The sequence below is a fragment of the Exiguobacterium sp. s138 genome, from assembly GCF_018618775.1.
In the GTDB taxonomy this organism is placed as follows: Bacteria; Bacillota; Bacilli; order Exiguobacteriales; family Exiguobacteriaceae; genus Exiguobacterium_A; species Exiguobacterium_A artemiae.
The window spans coordinates 72,917-86,459 of sequence record NZ_JACSMW010000004.1; the positions used below are offsets into that span (position 1 = coordinate 72,917).

Below are 13,543 nucleotides of genomic sequence, written 5' to 3' on the forward strand. Positions count from 1 at the left end.
ATTCATCATACTAAATTCGTGCCTGTCTTGCGTAAGTGATAGGAACGACGTCATGGGATGGAGAATATATAGAGAATACGTCACCTTACTGACTTTTTTGTACACATTCGTCTACCGCTCATTTCTTTTAAGGAGGCAGCTCATGGCAGAACATTCATCTCCTTCTTCCAGCAGAGTCATCCATGCAACGTTGCGCGCTCTCGAAGAGCCTGTCGTGTTAGTGGATCGACTTGGTATCATCGACTTTGCGAACCCTGCATTTCATAATCAGTTCCAGCTGTCATCAGCTGATACATCGCTTTCTTCATTCTTCTTACTGGAGGATACACTTTTCCCGATTTCAAGCCGGATTCAAGTCGTCTCGCTTCCATACACGTTGACGATTTCTCCGGTCGAGCAGACGGATTTCTTTTTAGTCACGATCAAGTCACTTGATCTCCACCAACTATTGAATTCAACGATTGATGCCGCGATTCTCGTGACAGATCCGGATTTCCGCATCACCGCCATCAACGAGACAGCCGGCACGATGTTCGGCGTCGATCCCGCTGCGCTGCCTCAGGAGATGACACCGATCTCGATTCATGATCCGGAAGAATTCCAACTCCGGAAACAACATCTTGAACAGTTAAATCTAAAAAACTTGTCCGATGAAGATATTCTCTTGTTACACGGACGGGATACAGAAAATGACTGGACGTATCACCGGACAGACGGTTCTTATTTCTACGGCCGCCTGTATATGACGCGTCTCCAAAATGGCGGTTTCTTTTTATTCATCACGGATATCAGTTCTCAAAAGCAAGTCGAGCTGCATCTCGCGAAAAGTGAACGGCGTTTCCGTCTGATTGCCGAATCGGTTCTTGAAGCCGTCATCTTTCATGATAACGGCTTCATTCTCGATGCGAACCGGGCGGCGGAAATTATTTTCCGGACCCGACTCGAACTGATGAAAGGTCATCAGATTCTCGACTTTATCCAACCCGAGTTTCAGAACTCCGTCACTCAGCGAATCATGAAGCATCATGAAGAACCGTATGAAGTCATCGGGCGGCGGGCGGACGGCACTTCTGTCGAAATTGAAGTCTTTCCCCGTGAAATAACCTACGAAAAGACCCGGATGCGCGTCGCCGTCGTTCGCGACATGACCGAACAAAAGAAAATCGAAAAGATGTTAGAACGTGAAAAAAATGCCATCATGCGCCAACGCGATATTACACAGTCGATTCTCCAAGCTTCCAATGAAGGTTTTTTACTGACCGGGGAAGACGGCAGTTTTACCTATATGAACGTCAAAGCACGCAAGCTGCTGGATGTACCGGGTATCGCGCCAAGTAAAATCCAGGAACGGATCAGCATGATTCCGAATCTCGATTTAGCGACACGGTACGCCATGCTGCAGCAGGTCGAGGAATTGTTGGCAGGGAAACATTCCGAAATCTCCTTCCGCTTCACCTTGCAGCAACCGGATGAATCCGGTCATCATTACTTTGAATTTTATGCGACCTCGATCAAAAAAGAACGGAGCCGCTTTTCACGACACGGCTTCCTGTTCGTCTTCCGTGACCGGACGGAAGAACAGAAAATGGATCACGTCAAAGATGAACTGATCAGCACCGTCTCCCATGAATTACGGACACCGCTCTCATCTATCCTTGGTTTCATGGAACTGTTGCGTTACCGGCAACCGACACCTGAAAAAACGACGCGGTATGTGGAAATCGTCCATGAAGAAGCGAAGCGCCTGACGAATCTTCTCAATGATTTCTTAGACATCCAACGCATGGAAGGCGGCAAACAGGATTATGCCTTTAAACCATTTTCGTTACGCCAATTGTTGGAAGAAACGATCGAAACCTTCGGGGAGACAGCAGAGATTCATACGATCCATGCTGTGACGGACGATGACCCGATCCTTATTTTTGCCGATGAAGACAAGGTCAAACAAGTCATCATCAATCTGTTGTCCAATGCCATTAAGTATTCCCCTGCCGCTGATCATATTGATGTCCGTTTGGAAAAAACAGCAGATCAGGCCATCTTAAGCGTGACAGATTACGGCATCGGCATTCCGCCCACCGCTTTTGATAAATTATTCACGAAATTTTATCGCGTCGATAACTCCGCCGTCCGAAAAATCGGCGGAACCGGCTTAGGACTAGCTATTTGTAAAGAAATCATCGAATCTCACGGAGGCGCCATCTCCGTCGAATCGGAGTTAAATCAAGGATCGACGTTCACGATTGTATTGGAGCTGGATCCACGAAAGGATTTTGAGAAAAAATGACGCGAACTTATCTGATGACAGGATTCCCCGGATTTTTGGCAACGAAGCTGATCGAACGTTTAGCTTTGGTTCCTGAACAAATCGACTGCTTTTATCTGTTGCATCTTAAACATGAATACGCGAGCGCCGTCTCGCAGAAGGAACAGTTTTTACGGACGACGTCGCTCAAGGAAGAACAGCTGATTTTAATTGAAGGCGACATTACGAAAGAGGGGTTGGGTTTGCCCGAGTCCATCCGGAAGGAGCTGGTAAGTCGCGTCACTCATCTCTTCCATCTGGCTGCTCTTTATGACTTGGCGACTGCTTACGCTACTGCCTTTCGGATTAACGTCACCGGCACCTCGAATGTGACGCGCCTTGCCCATACATTCGTCCACCTGGAACGTTATGTCTATTTCAGTACGGCTTATGTTTCCGGTCTCCGGATCGGAACGATTTCTGAAAACGAGTTAACACATCAGGTCGACTTTAAAAATGCCTATGAAGAAACGAAATATTTGGCAGAAGTACGATTCCGTGAAGAAGTCGGAACGTTACCCTATACGATCATCCGGCCCGGAATCGTCGTCGGACATTCCCAGACCGGTGAAACCCCGAAGTGGGATGGTGTGTATTTTGTTCTGAATGCGCTACGGCTGCTCCGTCCTTTTGCCCCGTTACCGTATGCCGGACGAGCAAACGCACTCGTCAATCTTGTTCCGTATGATTACGTCGTCAATGCGACGACGTATCTCAGTCATGCGCCAGCCGGCATCCGGACGACGTATCACCTGACCGATCCGTTCCCGCATGGTGCCCGCGCGATTTACGAGATGCTGCACGTCGTCTATCACGGTTCATATCCGAGAGGTACTGTTCCGTTTCGACTGGTCACGTCTCTTCTCACACCGCGGATCGCGAAACGCCTGCAGATGCAACGGCAGACACTCGATTACTTCGCCCATCCGGCCCGATATGATACGAGTAACGCCTTACGTGATTTGGACGGAACGGGTATCATCTGTCCGGATTTAGCGGAACTGATTCCCCGCCTTGTCACCTATTACAAAACAAAACATCCGCAGACAGGAGAACCCGTATGAATGTTTTAATAACAGGTATGAACGGAACGGTCGCGCCCGTTCTCGCAGACGTCTTCCGTTCCCATCACTACGATATCACCGCCTGGGACCGGTCCGTCGTCTCTACGACTGATTCTGCCGTCATGGAAGCGTTCATCGATCGTGTTCAACCCGACCTCTTGCTGCATATCGGGATGGGTCCGGCTGAATTCGCCGAAACACTTGCACGACTGTCGTTCGAACGAAACATTCCGTTTCTTTTTACAAGCACGGCTTCCGTCTATTCCGACGAACAAAAAGGACCTCATGATCCTGCAATCGTCCCTGCAGCAACGGATGAGTACGGAGCTTACAAACGAACGTGCGAACGGCTGATTCAAGCGGTCAATCCCGATGCCTACATCGTCCGGATTGGTTGGCAGATTGGGCAGGCAGCCGGCTCCAATAATATGATTGATTATTTGGAACGCCATGCTATCGCAGGTCCAATTCCCGCCAGCACACAGTGGTATCCTTCCTGTGCTTTTCTAGAGGATACGGCCCAGACGCTTTATACGATCGTCACGACGTATACTCCCGGTCTCTATTTGGCAAACGGAAATGCAAGTCATTCCTTTTTTGACATCGTGACCGCTTTGAACATCCTGCATGGGTCGAAGTGGCACATTACTGAAGATAACAGTATGACGCGCGACGATCGGATGACCGACTCACGGGTTGTCATCCGACCAATTTCAGAACACCTGTCCTTCGTTCATTAAAAAAGTGTCGTCCGTCCCATAAAAAATGGGAGAGACGACACTTTTTTAACCATTCCCGGAAAATCAGCCAATCAGCATATTTTCTTTCGGATAACGAATCAAACGATCGTGTTGAGCGGCAAACGTAAACAGAATCGTTAACGATCCGACACGTCCGAGTAACATCATAAACATGATCAAGGCTTTCCCGAAGTCGTTTAATTCCGCCGTGACATTCAACGACAGACCAACTGTCCCGAATGCGGACACCGTCTCGAAAAACAGACCGACAAAGGAGAGATTCGGTTGGGACAAAGCAAGCAACGTCGTCACGAGAGCGATGAACAACAGACTGAACACGGCGATGGCGTAAGCTTTTTGAATTGCCTGCGGCCGGACAGTTCGCCGCATCAAGACGGTTTCCCGTTGTCCGCGCAGGTACGTCCAGACGTTTTTCAAGATGACCGCTGCCGTCGTGACCTTGATTCCGGATCCTGTCGAAGCAGAACCTGCCCCGATATACATCAAGACCATCATCAAGCCGATTGATAACGGGACCATCGTCGTTAAATCGATCGTTTGGAACCCTGCCGTCCGCGTCGTAACGACTTGGAAGAAGACGATGTGCAATGCTGCAAAAAAAGATTTATCGTGAAGCGATCCGAGATGTGATACCCACTCATAAATCATCATCGCAAGAACCCCAAGACCGTTGATGACGACAAGTGATAAGAGCATCAATTTCGAATGTAAGGAGATCTTCTTGAAATTCCGTTTAGCCGATATATCCGCGATGACGGTAAAACCGAGTCCACCGATCATCAGTAATGCTGAAATCGTCAGGATGAACGTCGTATCCTGTTGAAAACCGACCAGATTATCGCCCCATAACGCAAAGCCCGCATTATTGAAGGCCGATACAGCATGGAACAATCCGTAATACAAGGACTTACCGAACGTGTACTTATATTGAATGAACAGATCAAGCGCAATCAACAGCATCCCGATCAATTCGACGACGACAGTCGTCAGAATAATGTTCCGGGCCAGACGGATCGTACCGCCCGGACTGTCGAGATTAAACATCTCTTGAATGATGATGCGTTGCCGGATTCCGATCTTCCGTCCTGTTACGCTCAACAGGACAAGCGCAATCGTCATGAACCCGAGTCCCCCGACCTGAATCAGCAGCACCATAATGATTTGTCCCAACAGATTAAAGGATTCGGCAATATTGACCGTCGAAAGACCGGTGACCGTCCCGGCCGAAGTCGCGACAAACAAACAGTCGATGAACGGTATGTCCTGACCGTCCTGTTGAGCAATCGGTAACCACAGTAAAAATCCACCCAATAAGATGGTCAACGTAAAACCGGTCGCGATAAAACGGGCCGGTTTATCGAATAACTGATGATAAATCAGTTCCCCGAACCGTCCGAACTTCGCGAGCCGCGAACGTCTTTTATGAGAAAACATATTCGTACTCCTCCTAGATGAAATGACCCAATTGCATCTATCATACTCCCTCAAAAACATTTGTTCTATTTAAATTTTGAATCTGCTAAACGTTTTCGTTTTTTTTTGGTAAAATAGATAAAAGTCGACGTTTAATCATAAAAGGAGGTTGAGGGAAACAGTGGACCCTAGGACGGCTGACCATTCGATTGAAGATGTCTCGCGAAGGCTTGAACGCCAATCGCAATGGATGCCCGCACAGTTATATTATCAATTCGAGGAGTTATTATCGCTGCATGTGGATCAATCAATTCTAAACGAATTGTATATTGCATTAAAAAAATACGATGTATTAACCGATATAGAGCGTGACGAACGAAACGAAAGCATTCAATTGCTGATCGACGAAAACGGCGCGTGATTCTCGGTTTTTGGATTTCCGAGCAGAAGACGCCCTCTTCTGCTCTTTTTATTTTTCGTTCACGATTGGACAACATGAGGAAAGGTGGCACAACTGAAATGGATATCGTGTCGATTATTGGTATTATACTGGGGCTCATCACCTTAGTCGGAGGAATGATTTTAAAAGGGGCCTCCCCGATTGCATTGCTGAACCCTGCAGCACTTGTCATCATTTTTGTCGGTACAGCGGCAGCAATCATGATCTCATTTCCAAAAGAACGTTTAAAGATCATCCCGGCTTTGTTTAAAGTCATTTTCTTTGAGCAACAACTGATGACGAAACAAACATTGCTCCAACAATTCCTGACCCTTTCGACACAAGCCCGAAAAGAAGGTTTGCTGTCGCTTGAGACGGCACTCGAAGAAGTCGATAATGCGTTCATGCGCCGTGGTGTCATGATGGTCATCGACGGTCAGCCGTCGGAATATGTCGAAGATGTCATGACGCGTGACCTTGAAAACATGACCGAACGACATCATGCAAATGCCAATATCTTCACGCAGGCCGGTACATATGCCCCAACGCTCGGGGTACTCGGAGCCGTCGTCGGACTTGTCGCCGCGCTGTCTGATTTATCCGATATCGAAAAGCTCGGACATGCGATTTCCGGTGCCTTCATCGCAACGCTGTTCGGGATTTTTACAGGATACGTCCTCTGGTTCCCGTTCGCAACAAAATTAAAGCAAAAATCAGCGACTGAAATTCAACTGTATGAAATGATGATTGAAGGGATTTTATCGATCCAGAACGGAGAATCGCCTAAAAACCTGGAGGATAAGTTACTTGTCTATCTGACACCGAAGGAGCGTGCGACGTATGAAACGGAAAAAGAAGCCGCATGACGAACACATTTCCGAAGGCTGGCTGATTCCTTACGCCGATCTCCTGACGCTGTTACTGGCCTTATTCATTGTCCTGTTCGCTTCGAGTAACGTCGATGCCGTCAAGCTGAAAGCGATGTCCCAATCGTTCAGCTCCGTCTTTAACGGCGGCTCCGGCATGATTACGAACAGTTCCTTATCGACCTCACAAGAAGAAGAGGACTCGAAAAAGACGGATGCCCGGACGAAAGCACAAAGCTATGAAATTGCTGAACTTGAAAAAATCAAGGAAGAAGCCAATGACTACATCAAACAACAGAAGCTTGAGAAGGACATCAAAGTCGAGGTTACGAATGAAGGGCTTGTCTTCACCATTCGCGACCGGGCTCTCTTCTCCCCTGCCCAAGCAGATGTCAAAGGTGACGCGATTCAAATTGCCCAAGGCATGAGTAATCTGCTCGTCAAAGCGGGACAGCGTCAAATTCAGGTGTCGGGTCATACCGATAATATTCCGATCAATACCGTTCAATATCCATCGAACTGGGAACTCAGTGCAGAACGCGCCATCAGTTTCATGCGTGCTCTTCAGCGGAATCCAAAACTGGCCCCTAAACGATTTACAGTCAGCGGCTACGGCGAGTATCAACCGATTGCTTCGAATGATACGGAAAGCGGCCGCAGTCAAAATCGCCGGGTCGAAGTCTTGATCCGTCCGCTGATTGATATCAAGGCACAAAATGTCCTCGATGAGACAAAGGTCAAACCATAATATCCACTCACTAATCAAAACAGGCCCACTCCGAAAAAAATCGGAATGGGCCTGTTTTAACGTGCTGTTTAATAATATGGACGAATCATCACATACACGATGACACCCGTCAGACTGACATATAACCAAAGCGGCATTGTAAAACGGGTCCACTTTTTATGTTTCTCAAAGTTTTGATTCAAGGCATGAGCGAGTGACATCAAGACGAGCGGGACGATAATCGCCGCCAAAATGATATGCGAAATGAGAATAAAGAAGTAGACGGGACGGACAAATCCTTCGCCGCCGAATTTCGTTGATTCACTGACCGCATGATACGTCACGTACGAAATCAAGAATAACGTCGTCGTCGTGATGGCACCGCCGATGAAACGACGGTGATTGATCCGGTTGCCCCGGCGAATCGAAATCCAGGCACCGAGCAACAGCATAAAGGTAAAGCTGTTAAAGATCGCGTTTAAAAAAGGAAGCAGCGTCCAGTCAAACCCGTCACCGACCTGAACAGGCGGTGCAAAAAACAACAGTGCGACCAACAGATTGATGACGAGCGTCAAGAGGATGACGACCGGAACGAAATTACGTTTTTTAGCAGATTGTTGCATGTATTATTCTCCTTGTTTCCAATCAAAGTATCGTTTTAACCATTTTGGCAATGGACCGTCAAACAGACGTTCACGCCAGTAAAGATCGGCGGCACGCTGGACGGCTGCTCCCCGGATCGGGTACGGATGCACGACACGTGACAGCTGACCGACTTTATCTTTGCGAGCCATCGCATACACGACTTCCTGCATCCATTCACCGGCCTGTTCGCCGATGGCATGGGCACCAATCAATTTCCCGCGTTTATCGGCAATCAGTTTGACACGCCCTTCTGTCCGGCCGTTGATGACAAACCGGTCGACTTCATCCAGTCCGGTTTCGTAGACTTTGATGTCGCTGTACTTTTGACGGGCTTCTTCTTCCGTCAGTCCGAGGTGGAACAGTTCCGGTGTCGTAAACGTCACCCACGGAACGGCACGGTAATCCGGTTTGGTCCGTAAACCGAACAGAGCGTTTGTGACGACGGTTTTTCCTTCAAGACCTGCGACATGCGTAAACGGTAACGATTGAATCGTATCACCGACCGCAAAGATATGACGTTGATTCGTCCGAAGTGAACCGTCAACTTGAACATAACCTTTTTCAACATGGACGCCGGCACGGTCGAGACGTAACGCATCAATCCGCGGCTTGCGACCGACCGCAACGAGGACGGCATCCGTTTCAATGACACGGGACTCTTCACCGGTTTTGACCGTAACTTCGATTCCTTTTGCCGCTTTACGGACACTTGTCACCGTCGTATCCAAATGGAGCGTCAATTCCTGTTCAATTTGCCGTTGTAACACTTCGACCATACTGCGGTCTTCTTTCGGCATCAGTGATTTGGCACCTTCAATCACGGTTACTTCCGTTCCGAGATGCGCATAAGCTTGCGATAATTCAAGGCCAATCGCACCGCCGCCGATAACGAGTAATCGTTCCGGACGTTCCGTTTGTTCAAAAATCGTCTCATTCGTTAAGTACGGAATCGTATCGAGACCCTCAATCGGTGGAATAATCGGCTGTGATCCGGTCGAAATCGCGAATTTCTCTCCGACGACCAACTGCCCCGCCACTTCCACTTCATTGGCACTCAAGAAACTGGCTTCACCGATATAGACATCCACGCCTAAATCCTTAAACCGTTTTGTTCCGTCATGCGACTGGATGATGTTCCGGGCACGGTCAACGCTTGCTTTCGTCTTGCTGTAGACCGCTTCCCCGTTCAACGTCACATTGTATTTGGCGGCTGTCTGCTTCATGACATGAACATCGTGTGCCGCTTCAATCAATGCTTTTGACGGGACACAACCGTAATGCAGGCAATCACCGCCGAGATGCGTATGTTTTTCAATTAATGCGACGTGTGCGCCGAGACTGGCAGCCCCTGCTGCAATCGTCATTCCAGCTGCTCCGCCGCCGATTACGACCAACTGATAACTTTTCATCGGGAAGCCTCCTTATAGCGTGCCGAGATGTCTTCCATTCGTTTGCGGTTGACGCCCCAGTCGGAATAGCCGACGCGGGAAGCTGAACGGAAATGGATTTGTTGAGAAGACTCGTCGAAGTAAAATTCAACATCATCTTTAAAACGAAACACTTTACTCAAGAAGATGGCATGAATGTACGTCGAATCTTCTTTGACTACTTTCACCCGCTCAAGACTTTGAAGAATCCGCATGATTTGAAATTTTGATTCTGCTAGATTTCCGTGAAAAGGTAAAGGTGTCATCTTCAACGCTTCTTTATCCGTCTGTGTCGATACCGCGTTCGGTTTCCCTGTGAGCGGACTTAATTTGCCGTTCGATACGCCAAGTGCCATGACTGATTCCTCCATTCGTTTTGTCTTGCTGTGAATCATGATTCTGATTTTACTTTACCAGTTCAGTTTCGAAAGCGCTTCTCATTTGACTTTCCCGTTATGCTTTCGTGACCGGCAACAGGATGGTCGCAATGGCTCCGCCTTCCGGTTGGTTATCGATGAACAATTTCCCTTCATGGGCTTCCACCAGTTCCCGGCAAATCGCCAGTCCGAGTCCTGTTCCACCTTTCCCTTTTTGGACCTGATAAAACTTCTCCGTCACGTGGCGGAGATGATTTTTCGGAATCCCGGGACCTTCATCGCTGAAGGATAAAAAGAGGACACGTTCCGAACGGACAAGACGGATCGTAATTTCACCGTCAACCGGCGAAAAGCGGATTGCATTGTCGAGCAAATTCAAAAAGACCTGTTTCAAACGGTTCTCATCATATAAACCGACGACCTGTGCCGGTAATTTCCGGATGATCCGGATGTTTTTCTCCTCCAGCTTTTGCCGGAGTTGCGCCGTCACCGTCTCGATGACTTCCGTCAGATTCACTTCCTGCCGGTACAGAACTAAACGACTCGTTTCGAGCTTTGAAAAATCCAGTAACTGTTCGACGAGGGAAATCAGGCGTTCGGTTTCGGAATGGATGATCCCCATTCCGAGCGAGGCTTCTTCCGGCAATCGTTCCGGCTCTGCGAGCAACGTTTCACTCCACCCTTTGATCGAGGTCAAAGGTGTTCGCAACTCATGCGAAATACCGGAAATGAACTCATCTTTTAACGTTTCCTGTTGTTTGATCTGTTGTCCCATATAGTTGATCGTCCGGGCCAGCTCCCCCAGTTCAAACGTATACTCTTCATTGACTTTGACATCATAATGCTGTTTGGCAATTTGATCGGACGCACCGATGACTTCCTGAATCGGACGAACGATCGACGATACGAGACGGGACGAATAAATGTAGGCCAGTCCCCAAATGACGACACCTAACAGGAGAATCGCCAAACAAATTTCAATGACCCGCTGATCGATTTTCGCAAGCGACGTCGTATAACGCAGTGCTCCCGTCGTCTGTCCGAAAGAAACAATCGGTTCCGTCACTTCAAGCAGATGTTCCCCTGTCGTCGGATCATCATAACGTTTCGTGATTGTTCCCCCGCTCAACAGACGGGTCACTTCCTGTTTCGTCATGTTTCGTTTTGAGACGAATCCCGTCGACGAATAGCGGGGAATCCCCTTCGCATCTAGGACTTCGATTTCTGCATCCGTGTAGGCATAGGAATCGAGTACGTCATGAATCGTCGCCTCTGAATCTTGAAAATCATAGGCAAGACCGCTGTTCGCAAATAAGACGGCACTGGCATTCGCATGTCGTTTCAAGACATCGGTCGCCGTCACATAATAATAGTTATACGTCACGAAGGATAAGATTCCGATGACGAGCAGCACCGTCACCGTGATGATCGTCATGAACCGCATCAAAATCTGTCGTTTCATTTTTCGTTACGCCACTTATAGCCATGACCCCACAACGTCTCGATGAATTGGGGTTCCGCTGGATTTTCTTCGATTTTCTGACGCAACCGGCGAATGTTGACGTCGACCGTCTTACGATCTCCGAAATAATTTTCGCCCCACACCGCATCGAGCAACTCATCCCGCGACATGACTTGATCTTCATTTTTGATGAAATGGCACAACAAATCATATTCCGTCGGTGTGACTTCGACATCGACTCCTGCTTTTTGCACCCGCTTCGCTCCGAGATCAATCCGAAATGGTCCGGAGACCAGTTCACGCGGTTGTTTCCGGCGGCGGAGCGTCTCGACCCGGCGGAGCAGGGATTGAATACGTGCCAACAGTTCAGCCGGACTGAACGGCTTCGCAATATAATCATCCGCCCCGACGCTGAGTCCCATGACTTTATCTTCTTCGCGCGTTCGCGCAGTCAGCATGATGATGCCGACAACTTCATCTTTCGAGCGGGCCTGTTCGCAGACCGCGAATCCGTCGACTTCGGGCATCATGATGTCGAGCAGCAGGATATCGAACGTCTGCTGTTCAAAATAGTCCAGTGCTTCCCGTCCGTTCTCCGCTTCAATCACTTCATATCCTGCACGTTTTAAATTAATGACGATGAAACTGCGAATCGCATGTTCATCCTCGGCCACTAATATTTTAGTCATCTTATTTTCCTCCTGCTTTTTCCTTTATTCCACGAGTGCTACGTTGGCAGCGTACTCTTCATAGGATTGATTGGTCGAGATGACATACACGTAATCAATGCCTTCTTTGATTTTTTTCTTGCGATGACTGGCGATGTATTGCGTCTTCGGAATGATTTCGAGCTCAAAATCAATCGTCCCGGTATCCCGGTTGATGAACCGGACCCGGTTGTCCTTTTTCTCAATCGTTTCACGCGTCGCCCAGTTTGCCGGGAAACGCATCACGAAATTGTATTCGAGATCGATGTATTGCTCTTCCCGAAGTTCAAAGCCGCTTTCGAGAAATGGTTGCACGTCGGCGCCATTCCAAGCGTAATATGCCGTAATCCGCGGTTTTTCTTCGGCCGCGCGTCCGATGCTTCCGTCAGGCGTATATTGATGCGCAAATTCGATGACACCGTCCTGATCGACATCTTTCGGGAACGTATACATCGGCTCGACGATTTCTGATGTCTCACCCCAACGGACGGGTGTCAGCCGGGTTTCTTCAAGCTGAAAGACCAGCAGATGCATCTTGGCTTCACGGGTAAAGGAGACGAATACCCCTTTTTTCTTGGCCGGATTGACGGTATCGATTTCAAACAGGTCATGATCCGCAAACAAATCACCGTCTTTGACCGGCAGTGTGATGTCTTGCCGGTTGGTCGGATTTAAGGCTTCTTCATAATATATGAGTTCTGTCGTCTGTTCTTTTTTGAGCAACACCATATCCTGACGTCGATCCTGATTCAAATCGGCAATCGTCAATCGATCATATGTATCGATTTTCGTAACGTGAATCGATGGCTTCATCAAATCTTTCAGGAGATAAACGGTATTCTTTTCAAGACTCGTCACACCAATCATCAGTTGATTCGACTTTTGGGATTCATCCAGGATGACATGGAGTTGGTCAATCGATCGGCCTGTCGCAATCGGCTGGCTGACACGCAACACCCACTTCTTTTTCAGGCGTTCATGTACCAACACTCTGATTTGAAATGCTCCCTGATGTTCAATCCGGTAAAACGTAATGGCTTCGTCCCGCCCATCCCGGTTTAAATCAATCAATTCATACAGCCTGGAAATGGATTGATTACGCGGCGCCACGATTTCCGCCTCTGTCGGCAAATCGGTATCAATTCTTGCTTTTAATGACTTTTCCCATTCCGGTAAAGCCGGGTGCTCCAGCAAGGAAGCAGGATGAGGCAGTGTAAGACCACATCCGGCCAAATATAGGGTCGATAAGAAAATTATAAAATATTTCATCAGACTTAAATCCTTTCCATACATGCTCTTCTCAAACTTTATCACACTCTTTCAAGCGAGAGTATATTGTGGAAGAAGAGT

General features: G+C 48.2%; 13 protein-coding genes. 6 read left to right on the forward strand and 7 right to left on the reverse strand.

All coding sequences use genetic code 11. The features are described from left to right. Positions 1–142: 142 nt before the first annotated feature. From KNP91_RS10490 to KNP91_RS10500, 3 genes are read left to right on the forward strand one after another with little or no spacing between them, the layout of a single operon-like run. Positions 143–2,287 carry a PAS domain-containing sensor histidine kinase gene (locus KNP91_RS10490; protein ID WP_214766457.1) on the forward strand — a complete coding sequence of 715 codons (2,145 nt, stop codon included), beginning with the start codon at positions 143–145 and terminating at the stop codon, positions 2,285–2,287. Further along, a complete protein-coding gene (locus KNP91_RS10495; protein WP_214850035.1) occupies positions 2,284–3,369 on the forward strand; it encodes an SDR family oxidoreductase in 1,086 nt (361 codons plus the stop codon). The genes KNP91_RS10490 and KNP91_RS10495 overlap by 4 nt, the downstream gene beginning before the upstream one ends. Then, a complete protein-coding gene (locus tag KNP91_RS10500; RefSeq protein WP_012371739.1) occupies positions 3,366–4,109 on the forward strand; it encodes a sugar nucleotide-binding protein in 744 nt (247 codons plus the stop codon). Before KNP91_RS10495 ends, KNP91_RS10500 begins: the two co-directional genes overlap by 4 nt. A 63-nt stretch (positions 4,110–4,172) precedes the next feature. Here KNP91_RS10500 and KNP91_RS10505 read toward each other — a convergent pair whose 3' ends face one another. Continuing rightward, positions 4,173–5,564, reverse strand: a complete 1,392-nt coding sequence (locus tag KNP91_RS10505; RefSeq protein ID WP_214766453.1) for a TrkH family potassium uptake protein — start codon at positions 5,562–5,564, stop codon at positions 4,173–4,175. Positions 5,565–5,724: 160 nt separating this feature from the next. On the opposite strand from KNP91_RS10505, the gene KNP91_RS10510 reads away from it, so the two are divergent. The 3 genes from KNP91_RS10510 to motB all read left to right on the forward strand — a co-directional run bounded on the left by KNP91_RS10510 (position 5,725) and on the right by motB (position 7,596). Next, positions 5,725–5,964 carry a hypothetical protein gene (locus KNP91_RS10510; protein ID WP_012371741.1) on the forward strand — a complete coding sequence of 80 codons (240 nt, stop codon included), beginning with the start codon at positions 5,725–5,727 and terminating at the stop codon, positions 5,962–5,964. A gap of 98 nt (positions 5,965–6,062) precedes the next feature. Beyond that, a complete protein-coding gene (motA, locus tag KNP91_RS10515; RefSeq protein ID WP_012371742.1) occupies positions 6,063–6,848 on the forward strand; it encodes a flagellar motor stator protein MotA in 786 nt (261 codons plus the stop codon). Then, complete coding sequence (gene motB / locus KNP91_RS10520) at positions 6,823–7,596, forward strand: flagellar motor protein MotB (protein WP_214766451.1); 774 nt, start codon at positions 6,823–6,825, stop codon at positions 7,594–7,596. The genes motA and motB overlap by 26 nt, the downstream gene beginning before the upstream one ends. A 68-nt stretch (positions 7,597–7,664) precedes the next feature. Here the strand turns inward: motB and KNP91_RS10525 are convergent, their stop codons facing one another. The 6 genes from KNP91_RS10525 to KNP91_RS10550 form a co-directional block, all read right to left on the reverse strand. Next, positions 7,665–8,198 carry a DUF420 domain-containing protein gene (locus KNP91_RS10525; RefSeq protein ID WP_012371744.1) on the reverse strand — a complete coding sequence of 178 codons (534 nt, stop codon included), beginning with the start codon at positions 8,196–8,198 and terminating at the stop codon, positions 7,665–7,667. Positions 8,199–8,201: 3 nt separating this feature from the next. Then, entirely contained in the window at positions 8,202–9,629 is a 1,428-nt protein-coding gene (locus tag KNP91_RS10530) for a dihydrolipoyl dehydrogenase family protein (RefSeq protein ID WP_214766449.1), read from the reverse strand. Continuing rightward, a complete protein-coding gene (locus KNP91_RS10535; RefSeq protein ID WP_214850037.1) occupies positions 9,626–10,003 on the reverse strand; it encodes a DUF1499 domain-containing protein in 378 nt (125 codons plus the stop codon). Before KNP91_RS10535 ends, KNP91_RS10530 begins: the two co-directional genes overlap by 4 nt. Before the next feature lie 97 nt (positions 10,004–10,100). Continuing rightward, positions 10,101–11,486 (reverse strand): sensor histidine kinase, encoded by a 1,386-nt coding sequence (locus tag KNP91_RS10540; RefSeq protein WP_012371747.1) that lies wholly within the window; start codon positions 11,484–11,486, stop codon positions 10,101–10,103. After that, complete coding sequence (locus KNP91_RS10545; RefSeq protein WP_012371748.1) at positions 11,483–12,175, reverse strand: response regulator transcription factor; 693 nt, start codon at positions 12,173–12,175, stop codon at positions 11,483–11,485. Before KNP91_RS10545 ends, KNP91_RS10540 begins: the two co-directional genes overlap by 4 nt. A 24-nt stretch (positions 12,176–12,199) precedes the next feature. Beyond that, a complete protein-coding gene (locus KNP91_RS10550; protein WP_251136009.1) occupies positions 12,200–13,462 on the reverse strand; it encodes a hypothetical protein in 1,263 nt (420 codons plus the stop codon). Positions 13,463–13,543 lie beyond the last annotated feature (81 nt).